The sequence below is a fragment of the Achromobacter sp. 413638 genome, from assembly GCF_043119405.1.
Lineage (GTDB): Bacteria > Pseudomonadota > Gammaproteobacteria > Burkholderiales > Burkholderiaceae_B > Achromobacter.
Map to the genome: position 1 here is coordinate 15,822 of NZ_JBICCO010000008.1, position 19,226 is coordinate 35,047.

Annotated in this window: 20 protein-coding genes; 7 read left to right on the forward strand and 13 right to left on the reverse strand. The window is 65.6% G+C overall.

Annotated features, from left to right (window positions below; all coding sequences use genetic code 11):
* Positions 1-109: 109 nt before the first annotated feature.
* The 13 genes from ACEU5R_RS05245 to ACEU5R_RS05305 all read right to left on the reverse strand — a co-directional run bounded on the left by ACEU5R_RS05245 (position 110) and on the right by ACEU5R_RS05305 (position 12,747).
* The gene (locus ACEU5R_RS05245) at positions 110-1,633 is read right to left on the reverse strand and encodes a tripartite tricarboxylate transporter permease (RefSeq protein WP_392409347.1); all 1,524 of its coding nucleotides are present in this window, start codon (positions 1,631-1,633) and stop codon (positions 110-112) included.
* A gap of 6 nt (positions 1,634-1,639) precedes the next feature.
* Complete coding sequence (locus tag ACEU5R_RS05250; RefSeq protein ID WP_392409348.1) at positions 1,640-2,119, reverse strand: tripartite tricarboxylate transporter TctB family protein; 480 nt, start codon at positions 2,117-2,119, stop codon at positions 1,640-1,642.
* A 203-nt stretch (positions 2,120-2,322) separates the two neighbouring features.
* Positions 2,323-3,828 carry a sensor histidine kinase gene (locus ACEU5R_RS05255; RefSeq protein WP_103276314.1) on the reverse strand — a complete coding sequence of 502 codons (1,506 nt, stop codon included), beginning with the start codon at positions 3,826-3,828 and terminating at the stop codon, positions 2,323-2,325.
* A 170-nt stretch (positions 3,829-3,998) separates the two neighbouring features.
* On the reverse strand, positions 3,999-4,946 hold the full coding sequence (locus ACEU5R_RS05260) for a LysR family transcriptional regulator (protein ID WP_392409349.1): 948 nt from the start codon (positions 4,944-4,946) through the stop codon (positions 3,999-4,001).
* 118 nt (positions 4,947-5,064) lie between these two features.
* Positions 5,065-5,739: an RraA family protein gene (locus ACEU5R_RS05265; protein WP_392409350.1), complete on the reverse strand. Its 675-nt coding sequence runs from the start codon at positions 5,737-5,739 to the stop codon at positions 5,065-5,067.
* A 10-nt stretch (positions 5,740-5,749) separates the two neighbouring features.
* Positions 5,750-6,571 (reverse strand): carbon-nitrogen hydrolase family protein, encoded by an 822-nt coding sequence (locus tag ACEU5R_RS05270; RefSeq protein ID WP_392409351.1) that lies wholly within the window; start codon positions 6,569-6,571, stop codon positions 5,750-5,752.
* A 33-nt stretch (positions 6,572-6,604) separates the two neighbouring features.
* Entirely contained in the window at positions 6,605-7,339 is a 735-nt protein-coding gene (locus ACEU5R_RS05275; RefSeq protein ID WP_103272460.1) for an HpcH/HpaI aldolase/citrate lyase family protein, read from the reverse strand.
* 42 nt (positions 7,340-7,381) lie between these two features.
* Complete coding sequence (locus tag ACEU5R_RS05280) at positions 7,382-8,173, reverse strand: ABC transporter permease (RefSeq protein WP_103272459.1); 792 nt, start codon at positions 8,171-8,173, stop codon at positions 7,382-7,384.
* 14 nt (positions 8,174-8,187) lie between these two features.
* Positions 8,188-9,066 carry an ABC transporter permease gene (locus ACEU5R_RS05285; protein ID WP_103272458.1) on the reverse strand — a complete coding sequence of 293 codons (879 nt, stop codon included), beginning with the start codon at positions 9,064-9,066 and terminating at the stop codon, positions 8,188-8,190.
* A complete protein-coding gene (locus tag ACEU5R_RS05290) occupies positions 9,063-10,202 on the reverse strand; it encodes an ABC transporter ATP-binding protein (RefSeq protein ID WP_392409352.1) in 1,140 nt (379 codons plus the stop codon). The genes ACEU5R_RS05285 and ACEU5R_RS05290 overlap by 4 nt, the downstream gene beginning before the upstream one ends.
* A gap of 67 nt (positions 10,203-10,269) precedes the next feature.
* A complete protein-coding gene (locus ACEU5R_RS05295; protein ID WP_392409353.1) occupies positions 10,270-11,334 on the reverse strand; it encodes an extracellular solute-binding protein in 1,065 nt (354 codons plus the stop codon).
* A 170-nt stretch (positions 11,335-11,504) separates the two neighbouring features.
* A complete protein-coding gene (locus tag ACEU5R_RS05300) occupies positions 11,505-12,194 on the reverse strand; it encodes a response regulator (RefSeq protein WP_103272456.1) in 690 nt (229 codons plus the stop codon).
* The gene (locus ACEU5R_RS05305; protein ID WP_103272455.1) at positions 12,175-12,747 is read right to left on the reverse strand and encodes an RNA pyrophosphohydrolase; all 573 of its coding nucleotides are present in this window, start codon (positions 12,745-12,747) and stop codon (positions 12,175-12,177) included. The genes ACEU5R_RS05300 and ACEU5R_RS05305 overlap by 20 nt, the downstream gene beginning before the upstream one ends.
* A 65-nt stretch (positions 12,748-12,812) precedes the next feature.
* On the opposite strand from ACEU5R_RS05305, the gene ACEU5R_RS05310 reads away from it, so the two are divergent.
* From ACEU5R_RS05310 to pal, 7 genes are read left to right on the forward strand one after another with little or no spacing between them, the layout of a single operon-like run.
* Complete coding sequence (locus ACEU5R_RS05310) at positions 12,813-14,543, forward strand: proline--tRNA ligase (protein WP_103272454.1); 1,731 nt, start codon at positions 12,813-12,815, stop codon at positions 14,541-14,543.
* A gap of 57 nt (positions 14,544-14,600) precedes the next feature.
* Complete coding sequence (ybgC, locus tag ACEU5R_RS05315) at positions 14,601-15,023, forward strand: tol-pal system-associated acyl-CoA thioesterase (protein ID WP_103272453.1); 423 nt, start codon at positions 14,601-14,603, stop codon at positions 15,021-15,023.
* 2 nt (positions 15,024-15,025) lie between these two features.
* Positions 15,026-15,709 (forward strand): protein TolQ, encoded by a 684-nt coding sequence (gene tolQ, locus ACEU5R_RS05320; protein ID WP_103272452.1) that lies wholly within the window; start codon positions 15,026-15,028, stop codon positions 15,707-15,709.
* Positions 15,709-16,167 (forward strand): ExbD/TolR family protein, encoded by a 459-nt coding sequence (locus ACEU5R_RS05325; RefSeq protein WP_006388741.1) that lies wholly within the window; start codon positions 15,709-15,711, stop codon positions 16,165-16,167. Before tolQ ends, ACEU5R_RS05325 begins: the two co-directional genes overlap by 1 nt.
* 39 nt (positions 16,168-16,206) lie before the next feature.
* On the forward strand, positions 16,207-17,295 hold the full coding sequence (tolA, locus tag ACEU5R_RS05330; RefSeq protein WP_103272451.1) for a cell envelope integrity protein TolA: 1,089 nt from the start codon (positions 16,207-16,209) through the stop codon (positions 17,293-17,295).
* A gap of 20 nt (positions 17,296-17,315) precedes the next feature.
* Positions 17,316-18,635 (forward strand): Tol-Pal system beta propeller repeat protein TolB, encoded by a 1,320-nt coding sequence (tolB, locus tag ACEU5R_RS05335; protein WP_392409354.1) that lies wholly within the window; start codon positions 17,316-17,318, stop codon positions 18,633-18,635.
* 31 nt (positions 18,636-18,666) lie between these two features.
* Positions 18,667-19,164 carry a peptidoglycan-associated lipoprotein Pal gene (pal, locus tag ACEU5R_RS05340; RefSeq protein WP_103272450.1) on the forward strand — a complete coding sequence of 166 codons (498 nt, stop codon included), beginning with the start codon at positions 18,667-18,669 and terminating at the stop codon, positions 19,162-19,164.
* Positions 19,165-19,226 lie beyond the last annotated feature (62 nt).

The following is a 19,226-nucleotide window of genomic DNA, read 5'->3' on the forward strand; positions in this document are numbered from 1 at the left end:
CCAGCGCTGAGCAACGGGGAAAGCGCAAGCATGCGGCAAGGCGCGGCACAAATCAAACGGCCCGGCGGAACAATCCGCCGGGCCGTCTTCCCAGCCGCCTCGAACCGCTTCAGGCCGCGGACGCGACTTCGGGCTTGTCCTTGGCCTTGCCACGACGCAGGAAGGCCCAGACCTGCAGCAGGATCAGCAAGGCGCTGGCGCCGATGAACCAGGCACTGATCGGCCGCTGGACGAACACCATCAGGTCGCCGCGCGACAGCAGCAGCGCGCGCCGGAAGTTCTCTTCCACCATCGGGCCGAGCACGAAGCCCAGCAGGATGGGCGCCACCGAGAACTCCAGCGTCATCAGCACGGCGCCAATCACCCCGAACGCCAGCACTTCCCAGATCTGGAACAGGCTGTTCTGAGTGCTGAATACGCCCACCGCGATGAAGAACAGGGCCGACGGGAACAGATAACGGTAAGGCACCTGCAGCAGTTTCACCCAGACGCCGATCAACGGCACGTTCAACACCATCAGCAGCACGTTGCCGACCCAGAAGCTGGCGATCAGCCCCCAGAAGATGTCCGGATGCTCGGTGATGAGCTGTGGACCGGGCTGGATGCCCTGGATCAGCAGCGCGCCCAGGATCAGCGCCATGACCGCGTCGCCGGGGATGCCCAGGCTCATGGTGGGGATGAAATCCACCTGCGTCTTGGAGTGCGAGGACGCCTCGGGCGAGGCCACGCCCGCGATCATGCCGGTACCGAATTTCTCTGGCGTCTTGGAGATCTTGCGCTCCAGCGCATAGGCCACGAAGGTGGTGATGGTGGGGCCGGTGCCCGGCATGGCGCCGAACAGCGTGCCGACCAGCGTGCCGCGCACCATCGGCATGAATGCGGTCTTGAGCTCTTGCTTGCTGGGCCGCATGTCGCGCAGGCGCAGCTTGGCGCCGCTGCCGATGATGGTCATGCGGTTCACGCTCATCAGGAAGTCGGCCACGCCGAACAGGCCCATCGAGATCGCCACCAGCTCCAGGCCGTCAGACAGGTCCAGCAGGCCGAACGAGAAGCGGATAGTGCCGGTGTTCACATCGGTGCCGACCACGCCGCACATCAGGCCGAACAGCGTCATCGCCACGCCCTTCAGCGGCGAACCTCGGGACATCGTGGCGCCAGCCAGCAGGCCCAGCAGCATGATGGAGAAGATCTCCGTCGGCCCGAACTTGAACGCCACCTCCACCAACAGCGGCGAGGCGAAGATCATGACGATGATGCCCACCGACGCCGCGAAGAACGAGCAGATCATGGTGATGCCCAGCGCGGTGCCGCCCTTGCCCTGCTTGGTCAGTGGATAACCGTCCAGGCAGGTGACCGCGTGCGGCGGGTGCGAAGGCAGGTTCAGCAGGATCGCGCCGATGGCGCCGCCATACTGCGAACCGTAGAAGATGCCGGCCAGCATCAGGATGGCCGGCACCGGCTGCATCACATAGGTGAGCGGCAGCAGGATCGAGATCGCCGACAGCGCCCCCATGCCGGGCAGCACACCGATGAGGTTGCCCACCAGCACGCCGAAGAACGACCACATCAGGTTGTGCCACTGGAAGGCGACGCCGAAGCCGTACCAGAGATCCATCAAGGATTGCGAGATCATGGCGCGTCAACCCCAGCGAAAGAGCGGCAGCTGCAGTTGCAGCGCCCACCAGAAGACCACGACCGCGACCACGGACATGCCCAACGCGAGCACCAGGGCCTGCTTGACCGTGTTGTTGCGGTCGCCCAGCGCGGAAATGAAGACGATGGCGAAGGTCGCCGGCAGCAGGCCGCCGTAGTGGCCCAGGCCCAGGAACGCCAAGATGCCCAGCAGGATGCAGACGCTGCCGCGCAAGTCGGGCAGGCTATGACTGTGGGCTTCGCCCGGCGCAGGCTCCGAAGCCTGGCCAGAACGCGCGGATACGGCGATCAGCACGCCCGTCAGTGCGAGCAGGCCACCCAACGCGGCGGGAAAAAATCCCGGACCCATGTGGCTCAGCGTGCCGATGTGATAGTCACTGCCGCCGTAGATCGCCCCCAGTCCGATCAAGACCATCAGGGCGCCGCCGTAATAGTCTTTTCTGTTGATTGTTTTCTGCACTTCCATCCTCCTCAAGCAGGACCCGTGCCGGTCCTTGAGACGCCGCCCGGAATGCGCGGCGCCCAGCCCATTGCTGCAGGCTGGAAGTCAGGTTACGCAAGCAAGCTGCGAATCCGCTTTCCCTGCGCTGTCGCGCCCCTGAATCCAGGGGTAATCCCTGAGCACGGAAGCCAGCCCATTGAAAGCTGAAGGAAAAAAGCAGGAGGAGACTACTGATCGCCCTTGAGTTCGATTTCTACGGTGCGGGGGTACGGCGACACCGTCGGCGCCAGCGGCAGCCACAGCACCGATGCCAGGCCGACGCCTCCCTGGCCATTGGGTTCTCCATCGCGCAGCTCGATGTCGCCGTCGTTGCGGCGCGCATAGGCCCGCGCGATCGCCAGGCCCAGGCCCGAACCCGACGATGCGGCCTCCGGCCGGTCCGTGCCGACACGCTCGAAACGCGCGAAGGCGCGCGCGCGCAGCTCCGGATCCAGCCCCGGCCCATTGTCGGACACTGCGACTTCGACGCGTCCGTCAGCCCTGCCGACCGAGACCGTGATGCGCGCGCCGGCAGGCGCGTAGTGGATCGCGTTGTGAACCAGGTTGGACAGGGCCTCGTGCAGCTCGGCCTCGCTGCCGGACACAGGCAACGACGTATCCACGCCGTCCTCGGCTTCGGCGCAGCTCCAGCCCAGATCCTGCTGCTTTTCGTGCGCCAGCGGCAGATACTTCAGCACCACTTCACGCGATACGTCGTTCATGTCCAGCAACTGACGCGGCAGCGACTCGGCCTGATTGGCGTGCGCCAACGACAGCAGCTGTTCCGTCAGGCGGCGCGTGCGCCCCAGCTGGCCCACAATGGCCCGCAGGCCTTCCTGCGCGCGCGCCGGATCGCGCTCGCGCAGCGCGTATTGCGCCTGGGTCAGCATGATCGCCAGCGGCGTGCGCAGCTGGTGAGAGGCGTCGGCCAGGAACTGCGACTGCTCGTCCAGCACCCGCCGATAGCGCGCGATGTGATGATTGACGGCATCGACCAGCGGCGCCACTTCGCTCGGCACGCGCGCCGCGTCCAGCGGCGTCAGGTCATCCGGACGGCGGCCGCGGATGTCGGCGCGCAGCCGGCGCAGCGGCTTGAGCGCCCAGGACACGCCCCACCAGACCAGCAGCGCCACCAGCGCCAGCATGCGCGCATCGCGCAGGATTTCCTGGCGCTGCGCGTTGCTCTCGGCCTCGATGCGCTTGCCCGTGCTTTCCGCCACCATCACCAGCACCTGCCGGTGCATGCCCTGGTAGTACAGGTCACGCACCACCGCCACCACGCGCACGGGATCGTTGCGGTACACGCTGTCGTAGAAAATGGGCAGGCCATTCGAACGCGGCCATTCGGGCGGGCGCGGCATCTCGGGCATGCCCAGCAAGGTCTTGCCTTGCTCCGTGGGCACCGGCGCGCCGTCGGGCAGCGGTGGATTGATTTCCTCGATGCGGAAATACTTGCGCAGGCCGGCGCGGGATTCCAGCATGACCTGCGCGTAAAGCGGCGTGGCCACCTGCAGATTGCCCTCGGGCGTGAACTCCAGGCTGCTTTCCAGCACCCGGGCGGGCTCCACCAGGGCGCTGTCATAGGCCTCGTTGGTGATCGCCGCCAGCGTGCGGTAGTCGTACAGGCTGTCGATGACCAGCAGCGCGATCACGCCTGGCAACAGCAGGATGATGAGCAACGCCCGGATGCCGATGCGCGGCGGTCGGGATGGGCGCGCGCCCGCGCCATCGGATGCGTCGGAGTCGGATATGGGTTCTCTCACCACCGGCCTGCTGTTGCAACGAAAGCCCGCCATGCGGCGTAAAGCGCAATTATGGCACCAGCTCCCCTCCCCGGCGCGCCCGCATGCGCCATCAGGGGAGTTCAGGCCAGCGGCCCGAGACCTACGGCATTGCCCTGCTGACAGACCAGCGCGTCGTCGTACAGCGAACAGAATTGGGTCGCGACCTCACGGGCAATGGACGCGATCAGTGGCGCCAGGCGGGAGGACGGGCTTTCCAGGTAGTAGGCGCAATAGCTGGTCGGCGGAAAGGCCGGCCTGACATTCAGCACCCGCAGCGCGCCACTGCGCAGTTCGTTCTGGATGACGATGGGCGGCAGCACCGAGATGCCGATTCCGGCCGTGATCATGCAGACCGTGGTGGCCAGCGAATTGGAGTAGTGGACCAGCGAACGCTCGAAACCGCTTTCGGACAGGTATTGCACCAGACGGCCGTGGTTGTACATCCCGATCTCGTAGGAAATGATGGGATGGCTCAGCAGGTCGTCCCTGCCCAGCGCCTGCTCGCTGATCGCCAGTCCGCCATGCGCGATCCAGAACATGCCGAACGTGCACAGGTCCAGTACGCGGTACTGTTCACGCCTCGGCCCCGGCAGGCCCAGCACCACATCGAGCTCGCGCCGCTCCAGGCGCTCGGCCAGCGGGCCGGAAGTGTCCGTGGTGATGGCAACGCGGATATGCGGGAATTTGCTGCGCAGCAGCTCCATGATGCCCGCCAGCAAGGTAAACGCCATGCTGGGCACCAGGCCGATCCGCACCGTGTCCTCGACCGTCGCGGCCGGCCGGACCGCCGTCAGCAGGCTGCCATAGCGCGCGACGATATCGCGCGCGCCCTCCACGAACAGCAGGCCCTCCTGGGTCAGCCGGACTTCGCGCACGTCGCGCTCGAAGAGCCGGATGCCCAGTTCCTGCTCCATGACGGCGATGCGGTTGGAGATCGCCGCCGGCGTCAGGTTCATGCGTTCCGCCGTGGCACGGAAGTTCTTCAACTCGGACAGCCAGATCATCGTTTCGAGAAAACGGATATTCATGCAATTCCGGCATCCCGCGAACCGATAGGATCAGAGCCGTCCTCATGCCACACACCGTGTTTTTGTATAGGCAATCGGACCCGCGTACAAGAGGACAAACACCCGCTCACCGCGCGCGTCAACCTTTCCCCAGACCGGCCAGCACCTTGGCGCTGGCGCCGGACAGCTCGCCCAGCCTCGCGCCTGCGTCCCTGACCGAGGCCTCGCGCGCCTTGCCGGTATCCTGCATCGCGAGCGCCCGCTCGGCCACTGCCAGCACCTCATCGCGCGGGATCACCAGCACGCCACTTTCGTCCGCCAGGACCGCGTCGCCGGGCATGACCACGGCGCCGCCGCAACTCACCGGCACGTTCATGCCGCCGCCCAGGTCGTAAAGGCGCGTAGTGATGGGCGCGAGGCCGCGCGCCCAGATCGGAAAATCGGACGCAATGATTTCGGCCAGATCGGTGCAAGGCCCGTCGACGATGCCGGCGACGGCGCCCGTCGCCTTGACCGCCACGGTGACGCCGCCGCCCCAGCACGCATATTTGTCGTCTCCCAGGCGATCGACCACCAGGATGTCTCCCGGCCGCAGCAGCCCCGCCGCATGATGCAGCAGCGTCGAATCCGGACCGGCGATGGCCAGCGTCACCGCCGTTCCCACGACGCGGCGACCGCCGGGCAGCAGCGGCTGGATCGCGCGGTGCATGAACCCCTGCAGGCGCCAATGTCCAACCGTGGCGGTCTCCACGCCGGCCAGCAGGGCCAGCAACTCGGCCGGCACCGGCTCGGGCATGTCGCGTATGGTGTACATGCCGGTCTCCTTAGCCGCAAGCGAGGCGGCGGTGTTGCGCCATCGGGATCAGGCCGCGCACGCGCGCGATCTGGCGCCTGTCGATCCGGGCGCTGACCAGGCCCACGCCGTCGGAGGCGCGCGCGATGGTATGGCCCCAGGGATCGCACACCAGCGAATGCCCATAGCAGGCGCGCCGCTCGCCGTCGACCGTCACCGCGCCGGTCTGGCCGCAGGCGATGAAATAAGCCTGCGTCTCGATGGCGCGCGCCCTGGCCAGCACCTCCCAATGATCCTTGCCCGTCTGCAGCGTGAATGCGGCCGGCAGCACGATGACGTCACAACCTGCCTTGGCCAGGCGCAGGAAAAGTTCCGCGAAGCGTATGTCGTAGCAGATGGCGCAGCCAACCCTCAGACCGTCGATGTCATAGGTCACGATCTCCCCGCCCGGCTTGACGGTGTCCGACTCCCGGTAGACCGAGCCGTCCGGCGCGACGATGTCGAACATGTGGATCTTGCGATAGGCCGCGACTTCGCGTCCCTCCCGGTCGAACACAAAGGACGTGTTCCAGATGCGCGGCTCATGCTCGACTTTCTCCATGATGGTGCCGGCATGGACGAACACGCGATGCTCGCGGGCGAAATCACTGGCCATCCGGTAGGCGGCGGCGCCGGCTGGTTCGGCCATGGCCAGTTTTTCGGTGGTGGAGATGCCATAGGCCTCGAAATATTCCGGCAGAACGATGAGATCCGGGTCTTCCGTGCGGCACGCCTCTTCCATCAGGGCGCGCGTCTGCTCCAGGTTGAGCGCGCGGTTCGGTTGCGGATTGGTTTGCACCAGGCTGACTTTCATTGCTGTGCTCCTGTCTGATCGGCGGGGCTTGGATCAAGCGGCGACGCTTTCCCGCATGACGGCGTCGATGATGCTGGCGATACCCGCGCGCACGGTCATCGTCTGGGTCGCGATCACCAGCAGGGATGCGCCCTCTTCCCGCGCGAACTGGCGCTCGGCCGCGGTCCAGGCGGGCATGACCCAAGGCTTGCCCGCATCACGCGCTGCCTCGGCGATGCGTCGCAGGTCGGCCCTGTCTGCGTCGTTGAACGCGTAGGCGCCTCGCCCACGCGCCAGCGCCAGGTCGGATGGGCCAGGAAACAGTCCGTCCACCGTATCAAGCGCGATGATCCGTTCTACATCCGCCAGGCTTTCCGCGGTCTCGATCATGGCGTAGCACTTGCTGCGGACATTCTCCCTGTCGAAGGCATCGCCGGCCGGCCGCGCATAGCCAAAGACCCGGCCGCCGGTGTAGGAGCGCACGCCCAGCAGGGGATACTTGGCGGCGCGCGTCACGGCGCGGGCATGCTCCACGCCCAGCAGATGCGGCACGATCACACCGTCAGATCCGAAATCGAGCGCCTGCTGGATGGACTCGGCATTCGGCGCAAGGATCTTGGTCAGGACCGGCATGTCCAGGGCCCGGGTGAACGCCAGGAACTGATCCAGCGTCGACAGGTCGAAAGTGCCGTGTTCCAGTTCCAGGATCAGCGACTTCACGCCCAGCGTCCGGGCGATCTCAAGGTAGCCATGATGCGGCTGCGACATCCACAACGCGATGTTTTCCATTTGGACTGCTGCTCCATTGAAAGGGCCGGTGAAGAATGACGTTCATTTGCCAAGCGCCCGGGACATGCCCAGCGTGCGCTCGACAAGGAACACGACGAACAGCGTGGCGACGATGAGCATGACCGAGACGGCGGCGGTCATCGGATCCGTCCTGCTCTCCACGTAGTCGAAAATCTCGACAGGCAGCGTCTTCAAGCGCGGTCCGGTGATGAAGAGCGAAATAACGACCTCATCGAACGAGATCAAAAAGGACAGCGCTGCGCTGGCGACGAAGCCCGGCGCCAGCAGCGGCAAGGTGACGCGACGGAACACCGTCAGCGGCGCCGCGCCCAGCATGGCCGCCGCCTCTTCCACCGACGGCGGCAGCGTGGCGAACGCGGTGGTCATGATGCGCATGACATAGGGCGTGGTGACGACCAGGTGAGCCGCGATCAGCCCGGTATAGGTCCCCAGCAACCCGGCGTTGGCGAACACAAGAAGGATGGCCAGGCCCAGCACGATGGACGGCAGCAGCAACGGCGCGGTGAACAGGCTCAGCAGCGCGTCGCGCCCCGGAAAGCGCCAGCGGCGCACGGCATAGGCCGCCGGCACGCCCACGGCCAGCGACAGCGCCGTCACCACCGCGGCTATGCCAAGACTGACCCGAAAGGCCTGCAGCAGCTTGTCGTGGCTGAACATCGCCTCGTACCAGCGCACGCCCCAGCTCTGCGGCGGAAAGACCAGGTAGCTATCGTTGCTGAAAGACAGCGGCACGACGATCAGCATCGGCCCGAGCAGGAACAGATACAGGCACAGGACCAGCACACGGAAGGGGACGGTGATCTTGCCAATCATGGGCGCTCTCCTTCTCACTCGGCGCGGCGCGCGATGCGTGTGTAGCAGGCCAGAGCAATGCCGAACAACAGCAGCACAACGACCGACGTGGCGGCAGCCCTGGGCCATTCCAGCTGGATGACCGCCAGGTCATAGATTTCGGTGGCCAGCAGGAACACCCGGCCGCCGCCAAGCAGCTTGGGCGTGATGAACGAGGACATGGACAGTACGAAGCACAACAGGCAGCCCAGCGCAACGCCCGGCATGGTCAGCGGAAACACCACCCGGAAGAATCGCCGCCACGCATTGGCGCCCAGCGACGCGGCGGCTTCCTCCAGGTGCGCATCAAGCCGGCCGAAACCGGAAATGAGCGACAGCGCCATATAGGGAATCAGCACCTCGACTAGGCCGACGGTCACGCCGATCCAGCCGTTCACCAGCCGCAGCGGCGCCGAAATCAGCCCGGTCGACAGCAACAGGCTGTTGACCAGGCCCTGATCGCCCAGGATGACCATCCAGCCGTATGTCCTGACGACGGCGCTGACCAGCAGCGGCGATACCGTGATGACGAACAGGAGATTGCGCCGGGCGGGAGGCAGCCGATGCAGGAACAACGCGATCGGATACGCGCAACACAGTGTGATGAAGGTCACCAGCAGCGACAGGAACAGGGAGTTTCCCAGCAGCTCCAGGCTGAAGCGGTCGGTCAGGAAGCCGGCGTAGCTGGCCAGCGAATACTCGCCTGTCAGCACGCCGGCGCGGCTTTCCAAGAAGGAAATCTGGCCCAGCCGGAACACGGGCCACAGGAAGACCGCCAGGTTGACGACGGCCATCGGCGCCAGCAAGGCCAGCGCGAGGACGGCGAAACGGGGCTGCCCCGCGCGGCGCGCGAGCGTCCCGGCAAGCGTGCTCATGGTGCGCAACCTTCGAAGACGATCATGTCCTGCGGCTTCCATTCGCACAGCACCTTGTCGCCCGCGGCCACCGTATGGCCTCCGCTGGCGGTATGGACCTCCGCCTTCAGTTCGGCGACGCCGATATCGATGCCGTACTGCACCACATCTCCGATATAGGTTACGCGTCGCACGCTTCCATGGGCGCTGTTGGTGACCACGCTGACCAGCGACCGGTCCCTGTCGCTGGTCACATGAATGCGATGCGGCCGGATCACGATCTTGGCCTTGCCGCGCCGCAGGCCGCGTGTATCACAGCGATACAGGCCCGCGCCCAGGCGCACCGCGCCGTCCGCCTCGATCTGGCCGTCCAACACGTTGGTGCGGCCGACGAAATCGGCGACGAACAGCGTGGCGGGCCGCTCGTAGATATCCTGGGGCGTGCCCAGCTGCGCCAGCCTGCCGCCGGCCATCACGCCCACGACATCGCACATGGTCAAGGCCTCGACCTGATCGTGCGTCACGAATACCGTGGTGATGCCGAGCCGCTGCTGGATGTCGCGGATCTCGAGCCGCATCTCGTCGCGCAGCTTGGCGTCGAGGTTGGACAAGGGCTCATCAAGCAGCAGGATGCGAGGCCGGATGACCAGCGCGCGAGCCAGCGCCACCCGCTGCTGCTGCCCGCCGGACATTTCCCTGGGCCTGCGCGAGCCATATCCCGGCAAGCGCACCATCTCCAGCGCCTCGTCCACGCGCGCCTGGATTTCCGCCTTGCCCACGCCGCGCATTTCCAGGCCGAAGGCGACGTTCTGCGCCGCCGACATGTGCGGGAACAAGGCATAGTTCTGGAAGACCAGGCCGATATCGCGCTGGTGCGGCGGCTTGTTCGAAATATCGTCGCCGCTCACCCGGATATGCCCGGACGTCACGGACAACAGGCCCGCGATCATGCGCAGGGTCGTCGTCTTGCCACAGCCGGACGGGCCGAGCAGGCCCAGCAGCTTGCCGCGCGGCAGGGCCAGATGCAGGTCGTCGACCGCCGCCTGCTGGCCTGAATAGCGCTTGGTCACGCCGTCAAGCAGAAGATAGGCTGGTTCGCCAGAGTCCGTGCCGGCCGCCTCGCGCGTCGTCCACGCGTCCATGTCCGCCATTTGCATGCTTGCTCGTCCTGTCAGGGAAAACGGAAGAAAAGTGCGCCGACCGTGGGGGCCGCGAACGGATCGCTCAGCGGCTGGCGGGAATGATCTGGCGGCGCCAGGGCCGCAGCATGCTTTCCCGCATATCGCCGATGCTCATCCAATCCACCGGGATGAGCCTGACGCGCTGTTCCGGATCCATCATCGGAATGCGGGCGCGGGTCGCCTCGTCGACCTCGGCCCGTGTATTGGTCGGCGCATAGAACATGGTCCTGGCGAAACTCTCCTGCGCCTCGGGGCTGATTGCGTATTGGATGAAGGCAAGCGTGGCGGCCGGTTCAGCCGCATTGGCGATCGCGCCGATCACGTTGATCTGCGAGGCCGAGCCCTCTTTCGGGCTGATGGACCGGAGACGGCCTTCCGTCTGGTCGTAGTAGTACTGGGAACGGGCGTTGTAGCCGATCGACAGCGTGGACGTGCCATTGGCCACCAGCGTGTAGGCGTCGGGCTTGGGCTCCCAGGTCTGCACCGCGGGCGCGAGCTTGACCAGCTTGTCCACGCCGGGCTGGATCGTTTTCTTGTAGTCGCGCTCGCCCGCCATGCGGTTGGCGATGATGGTCAGGAGTATGGCCTGGATGTCGCCGCCGCCTTGAGCGGGAATCGTCACCTTGCCTCGCTGCTTCGGATCCCAGAAGGCGTTCCAGCTGGTGGGCGCTTCGACGAAGGCGTCGCGGTCGTAGATAAGGGTCAGCGTGTCGTATGTCAGCGGAATCGCCGCGGCGCCCAGGTCCTTGCCCAGATCCGCCAGATCGCCATAGGCGGGAATGCGGGCAAGGTCCAGCTCGGCCAGCAGCCCCTCATCGCGGGCGATCTTGGCGACCGACAGGTCGATGATGACGGCATTGGCCTGCGGTGAGCTCTTTTGCGCGCGCAGATTGCCCAGCGCGGCAGCGGCGTTCTGAACCCCGGCATAGACCACCGAGATGTCCGGGTGCGCCTCCATGAACGGCTCGATCACCGCCTTGACGTAGTTCTGCTCGAACGCGCCGCGGTATCCCATGAGGGTGATTTCGGCCGCTTGCGCCGGTGCCCACGGCGCGCCGGCGGCGGACAGGCAGAATACGGCGACGGCCGCGCGAGATGAGCGTTTCATTGTCTCCCCCCTTGTTCGGGTCCGTAGGGACCTCGCTTGGAGACAAAGATAGGACAGGCCCTTCGGGCCGGTCCAACGGGGAATTCTGTACGCCTGTTTGAAAAAACTTTAGGCGCCGGACGCGGGCGTCATCCCGGGCAAGCGGGATGCGGGCCGTGCCGGCCCGCCGCTCAGTTACCCTCGGCAGGCGCGGCAGCCACGCTTTCCAGCATGTAGCCCAGCCCGCGCACCGTGACGATGCGCACGTCGCTGCCCGCCAGCTTCTTGCGCAGCCGGTGCAACACCACCTCGATGGCGTCCGGGTTCGCTTCGCTGTCGTGGGTGAAAACCTTGCCGAACAGCTGCGACTTGTCCACCGGATAACCGCTGCGGGTCAGCAACGCCGCCAGGGCGGCGTGCTCGCGCGGGGTCAGGAACAGCAGGGAGCCGTCCAGCGTGAAGGCGCGGCTTTCGCTGTCGTAGGACAGCGAACCGCATTGCAGTCGGGGATGCTGGCGACCGCGGCTGCGCCGCACCAGGGCGGTCAGGCGGGCTTCCAGTTCTTCCAGGGCGAAGGGCTTGGTCAGGAAGTCGTCGGCGCCCAGGTTCAGGCCGCGCACGCGGTCCTGCAGCGCGCCCTGGGCGGTCAATAGCAGCACCGGCGTGCGGTCGTCGCGGTTGCGCATTTCGCGCAACACCACCAGGCCGTGCTTGTCCGGCAGGCGCAAATCCATGACGATGGCGTCGTACTCGTTGCCGGCCATGAAGGCTTCGGCGCTGCGGGCATCCGCTGCGTGGTCGGGCACGAAGCCGCTCTGAGCGAGCGCGCGCATCAGCCAGGACGCCATGTCCCGTTCGTCTTCAACCAACAATATGCGCATGACCGTCCGTTCCTTCGGGCAAGTTCTCAGCCGCCCGCTGGCCATGCACGCGCTGGCGCAGGTAGCGGGTTTCGTGATGACGCCGGAAGAGTATGGCAGATAGCTCGTTCAACGCCTGGGTATAGACATCGCGCTTGAACTCGATGACGGCGTCCAGCGGCACCCAATACTGGCTCCAGCGCCAGGCGTCGAATTCGGGATGCTGCGTCGCGCGCAGGCATACGTCGCTGTCGCGTCCGATCAGGCGCAGCAGGAACCAAATCTGCTTTTGTCCTTTATAGTGGCCCCGCCACTCACGCCGGACGAAATGATCTGGCACGTTATAACGTAACCAGTCTCGTGTACGCCCCAAAATACGGACATGCTCGGGCTTCAAGCCCACCTCTTCATGGAGCTCGCGATACATGGCCTGCACCGGGCTTTCGCCGTACTTGATGCCACCCTGAGGGAACTGCCAGGCATGTTCCCTGATCCGCTTGCCCCAAAAGACCTCGTTCCTGCCATTGACGAGAATGATGCCGACATTGGGGCGGTAGCCTTCGCGATCAAGCATGGGCCACCCCCACCGAATTCAATACAATTACAGTCGATTATACGTATCTGCAGCCACCTTTAACCATGCGCGCATCTACCTACCACCTCAATACCCTCAAAGAAGCCCCCTCCGAAGCCGAAGTCGCCAGCCATCAGCTGATGACGCGGGCCGGCATGATCCGCAAGCTGGCCGGAGGCATCTACACCTACATGCCCCTGGGGCTGAAGGTCATCCGCAAGATCGAGGCCATCGTCCGTGACGAAATGAACGCCGCCGGCGCCCTGGAGCTGCTGATGCCGGTGGTCCAGCCGGCCGAACTCTGGCAGGAATCGGGCCGCTGGGAGCAGTACGGCGCCGAACTGCTGCGCATCAAGGACCGTCACCAGCGCGATTTCGTGCTGCAGCCCACGTCCGAGGAAGTCATCACCGACATCGCGCGCAACGAGATCCACAGCTACCGCCAGCTGCCGGTCAACTTCTATCACATCCAGACCAAGTTCCGGGACGAGCGCCGCCCCCGCTTCGGCCTGATGCGCGGCCGCGAATTCACCATGAAGGACGCCTACTCCTTCGACCGCGACGAAGCCGGCGCCCAGCGCAGCTACGACACGATGTACGCCGCCTACATGCGCATCTTCAGCCGCCTGGGCCTGGAGTTCCGCGCCGTCGCGGCCGATACCGGCTCCATCGGCGGCACCCGCAGCCATGAATTCCAGGTCATCGCCGAAACCGGCGAGGACCTGCTGGTCTACAACAGCGACTCCGAATACGCCGCCAACATCGAGCTGGCCGAGGCGCCCAACCTGTACCCGGTGCGCGGCGAGGCCCGCCAGCCCATGGCCGAAGTGGCCACCCCCGGCGCCGCCAAGTGCGAGGACGTGGCCAAGCTGCTCGGCATCCCGCTGGAACAGACCGTCAAATCCATCGTCCTGGCCACCGAAGGCGACAAGGGCCAGGTCCAGATCTGGCTGCTGATGCTGCGCGGCGACCACGAGCTGAACGAGATCAAGGCCGGCAAGCTGCCCGGCCTGGCGGGCTTCCGCTTCGCCACCGAAAGCGAGATCGTCGAGCATTTCGGCTGCAAGCCCGGCTATCTGGGCCCGGTCGGCACCGCCAGGCCGGTCCGCGTCGTGGCCGACCGCACGGTCGCCCACATGGCGGATTTCGTCTGCGGCGCCAACAAGGAAGACTTCCACATCCAGGGCGTGAACTGGGGCCGCGACCTGCCCGAGCCCGAGCAGGTCGCCGACCTGCGCAACGTGGTCGCCGGCGACCCCTCGCCAGACGGCAAGGGCACGCTTTCCATCATGCGCGGCATCGAAGTCGGACACGTCTTCTATCTGGGCAAGAAGTACTCCGAGGCCCTCAAGGCCACGTTCCTGGACGAGACCGGCAAGCCCGCCACGCTGGAAATGGGCTGCTACGGCATCGGCGTGACCCGCATCGTGGGCGCCGCCATCGAGCAGAACCACGACGCCCGCGGCATCATCTGGCCGCGCGCCATCGCCCCCTTCGAAGTGGTGATCTGCCCGGTCGGCTGGGGTAAAAGTGAAACGGTGCGTGACACCGCACAGAAGCTCTACGAATCGCTGCTGGCGCGCGGCGTGGACGTCATCCTGGACGACCGCGACGCCCGTCCCGGCGTCATGTTCGCCGAGTGGGAACTGATCGGCGCGCCGCTGCGCGTAACAGTTGGAGAACGCGGTCTGAACGACGGTGTGGTGGAATTGCAGGCCCGTCGGGAAACCGAAGCGGTCAAGATTCCGGTACAGTCCGCGCTTGAGCAAGTGCTGGCAAAGCTGGACACGCTCTAACCCTATAGTTACTACGGACTTTTCGCGTCCCGAATACGCAACGCCCCTATCCGCATCGTGACCGATCCGAAGTCCCCAGAATCCCTCTTCCAGGTCCGCGTCTACTACGAAGACACGGACGCTGGAGGAGTGGTTTTCTACGCCAACTACTTGAAATTCCTCGAACGCGCCCGCACCGAGTGGCTGCGCGATCTGGGAATCAACCAGTCCGGCCTGGCTGTCTCGGAGCAGCGGCTGTTCGTCGTCAAGGCGCTGGACATGGCCTACCGCAAGCCGGCCCGGCTGGATGACTTGCTTACCATACGCAGCCGAGTCACACGACTGGGCCGCGCTTCGATACACTTCGCGCAGCGCGCGGAACGCGACGGGGAACTGCTTGCCGAAGGCAACATCCAAGTCTGCTGTGTCGATGCCGTTCAAATGCGGCCGGCGGAACTGCCGGCCGACCTACGCGCCAAACTGGGATCAATTCAGGAATAACCATGCAAGCCACCAACGACATGTCGTTGCTTTCGCTGATTTCGCACGCCAGCGTGCCGGTCCAGCTGATCATGCTGATGCTCCTGGGCATCTCGATCATGTCCTGGACCTACATCTTCGCCAAGCGCCTGGCCATCAAGCGCGCCGACTCCCAAACTCGCCGCTTCGAGGATGACTTCTGGTCCGGCGGCGACCTGTCCATGCTGCAGCAGGCCGTGGCCTCGCGCCGCGACGAGCAAGGCGCCCTGGCCCGCATCTTCGACGCCGGCATGACCGAATTCCTGAAAGCCCGCCGCGGCGGCGGTTCCGGCGGCGACGCCACCGCCCTGCTGGACGGCCCGCGCCGCGCCATGCGCGCCGCCTACCAGCGCGAAATGGACTCGCTGGAATCGCACCTGAACTTCCTGGCCTCGGCCGGCTCGGTGTCGCCATACATCGGCCTGCTCGGCACGGTCTGGGGCATCATGCACGCCTTCATCGGCCTGTCGAACATGCAGCAGGCCACGCTGGCCTCGGTCGCCCCCGGCATCGCCGAGGCGCTGATCGCCACCGCCATCGGCCTGTTCGCGGCCATCCCGGCCGTGGTCGCCTATAACCGCTTCACCAATGACATCGACCGTCTGTCGATCCGCTTCGACAGCTTCGTCGACGAGTTCCTGAACATTCTGCAACGGCAGGTGCGCTAATGCCCTCGGTAAGCTCGCGCGGCAGGTCCGGCCGCCGCATGAAGGCCGACATCAACGTGGTGCCCTACATCGACGTGATGCTGGTGCTGCTGGTCATCTTCATGGTGACCGCGCCCCTAATCACGCCGGGCCTGATCCAGCTGCCGTCGGTCGGCGCCGCCTCCGACGTGCCGGTCAAGCCGCTGGAAGTTCAGATCTCCGAAGACGGCAAGATCGCGCTGCGCATGCGCGAGCCCGGCGCGACGATGCAGGACATCGCCCGGCCCGAGCTGGTGGCGCAGGTGCGTTCGCGCATCACCGCGGAAACCCCGGTGGTCATCGCCGCCGATGGCAAGGTGCCCTACGAGACGGTCGTGAAGGTCATGGACGAGCTGCGCACCAACGGCATCACCCGCCTGGGCCTGCTGGTGGACCAGTCCGCCGGCGGCAACCAGCCCGCTCCCGCGAAGAAACGCTAACGCGACGCTCTCCCGCCGGCTCGCCGGCATGCAACGCCCATGACGCCACCCATCATTCGACACCGCAGCGGCCCCCCGGCCACGCCGCCCAACACTGACAACCGGAAAGCCCTGCTTCTGGCCTTGTTGGTGCACGCGCTGCTGCTGGCCGTGTTGATCTTCAACCTGAACTGGCGCACGGAAACGCCCGGCCCGGTGGAAGTGCAGCTCTGGGCGAACGGCAATTCGCCCGTTTCGCCGCCGCCCACGCCCGAACCGCCCAAACCCCAGCCTCAGCCCAAGCCGCAACCGGAACCCGAGCCGCAGAAGCAGCCGGATCCTCCCCCGCCTCCGCCCGAACCCAAGGTCCAGCCACCCAAGTCGGAAGTCGACCCTGAGATCGCGCTGCAGCAAGCCAAGAAGAAGCGTGAGGAAGAGGAAAAGGCGCGCGAAGCCGCCGAGGCCGCCAAGGAAAAGGCGCGCCTGGAGGAAGAGCGCAAGCAGGCCGAGCTGAAGGAAAAGAAGCGCCTGGAGCAGGAACGCCAGGCCGCTGACAAGGCTGCCGCCGAAAAGGCCGCTGCGGAAAAGGCCGCGGCCGAAAAGGTCGCCGCCGAGAAGAAGGCCAAGGAAGACGCCGCCAAGAAGGCCGCCGCCGAAAAGGCTGCTGCCGAGAAGGCGGCCGCCGAAAAGGCCGCGGCTGAAAAGGTCGCCGCCGAGAAGGCCGCCGCCGAGAAGAAGGCCAAGGAAGAGGCCGCCAAAAAGGCGGCCGCCGACAAGGCCCTCAAGGACGCTTTCCGCAACGACGCGCTCGGCGCGGCCGGCATCCCGGGCGGCACCGCCGACCGCAACCAGACCGGCGGATCCGGCGGCCGCGACGCGGGCTATGGCGCCAAGGTCCGTGCCTGCGTGCAGCCGGGCGTGGCTTATCCGACGCCTCCCCGCAGCGGCGCGGAGAACCCCACGGCCGAATACCAAGTAAAGTTGAATACTTCTGACGGCAAGGTCACCGCAGTTACGATTACCCGCTCTTCGGGCATCCCGGCGTTCGACCGCGCGATCGAAGCCGGCATACGCCGCTGCAACCCCTTCCCGAAACCTTCGAATGGCCGCTACGAACCGAGTATCTACGGTGAGTACAGCATGTACTAATAGACAGGAGATTGCTGATCATGACTCCCGCCCATAGCCGAAGCGCCCCCCTCCTTGCGTTCTGGCGAACGTACGGACTGGCGCTGCTGCTGGCGTTCGCCAGCCTGCTGGCCGTCCGGCCGGCCCACGCGCAACTGCGCGTCGACATTTCCGGCACCGGCGCCACCCAATACCCGGTGGCCATCGCCGATTTCGCCGTGGACGATGCCCACGGTCGCGCCCTGGCCGAGGTGATCCGCGCCGACCTGACCCGCACGGGCCAGTTCCGCCTGATCAGCGCCGCCGGCGCCGGCCTGAACGTCGATTCGGCCATCTCGCACGACGACTGGCGCTCGAAGGGCGCCGACTTCCTGGCCTATGGCAGCATCGTGCGCGGCGCCGACGGCCGCTACGACGTGCGCTACCGCCTGGCCGACACGGTCAAGAAGGGTCAGCTGGACGGCGTGGCGTTCTCGGGCACCGAACAGGAACTGCGCCGCGTCGCCCACCAGATCGCCGACCGCATCTACGAAAAGATCACCGGCGTGCGCGGCGTGTTCTCCACCCGCATCGCCTACGTGCTCAAGCAGGGTCCGACCTACGAACTGCAGGTCGCCGACGCCGACGGCCAGAATCCCCAGGTCGCGCTGCGCTCGCGCGAGCCGATCATCTCGCCCTCCTGGTCGCCCGATGGTTCGAAGCTGGCCTATGTGAGCTTCGAATCCGGCAAGCCGGTCGTGTATGTGCACACCCTGGCCACCAGCGCCCGCGTGCCCGTGGCCAACTTCAAGGGCAACAACAGCGCCCCGGGCTGGTCGCCCGACGGCACCCAGCTGGCCGTGGCGCTGACGCGCGACGGGTTGTCGCAAATTTACATCGTCAGCGCGGCCGGCGGCTCGAATATGCGCCGAGTTACGCGTTCTCCCGGGATTGACACCGAGCCGAGCTTTACGCCAGACGGCCGTTCCATTATCTTTACCAGTGACCGCAGCGGCGGGCCGCAAATCTATCAGACCGGCCTGGACGGTGGCGATGCTCGCCGCCTCACGTTTAATGGTGGTTACAACATCTCACCCCGAATTTCCCCCGATGGATCGACGTTGCTGTACGTTGCAAGACGCGACGGCGCGTTTCGAATCGCCTCGTTGAACCTGTCCTCAGGCTCCGAATCCTTGCTGACTGATGGTCGTGACGATCAGTCTCCGAGCTTCGCGCCGAATGGCATGCAAGTCCTCTACGCCGCCGTGCAGAACGGCCGTAGCGTGCTTGCGGGTGTGTCGAGCGATGGCCGCGTACGGCAGACGCTTTCGGTACTGAACGGGGAAATACGTGAACCGACTTGGGGCCCATTTACCCGATAACACGTGTGACTCTCTTTGCAAAGGAACTATCATGAAGTCGCGCATTGCCAAAAGCCTAACCATCGCCGCTCTGGCCGCCACCCTGGCAGCTTGCAGCTCCGTCCCTCTCGACGATAAAGCGGGTCAGGGCGGAGGCGCTGGCCAAGGACAGGCCTCTGGCCAGATCCTTGATCCCTTCAACCCCCAAAGCATCCTGGCGCAACAGCGCTCGGTATACTTTGACTTCGACAGCTACTCGGTGTCGGACCAGTACCGCAGCCTGGTGGAAACCCATGCCCGTTACCTGGCCTCGCACCAGCAGCAACGCATCAAGATCGAAGGCAACACCGACGAGCGCGGCGGCGCCGAATACAACCTGGCCCTGGGCCAGCGCCGTGCCGACGCGGTTCGTCGCATGATGACCCTGCTGGGCGTCAGCGACAACCAGATCGAAACCATCAGCTTCGGCAAGGAAAAGCCGAAGGCGAGTGGCACGTCGGAAGCTGACTTCGCGGAAAACCGCCGCGCCGATATCGTTTATCAGCGCTAAGCTTTTCGTATAGTCGATTGCCCCACGACGCGTCGGGACGGTCAGCCGGCCGTCCCGGCGTT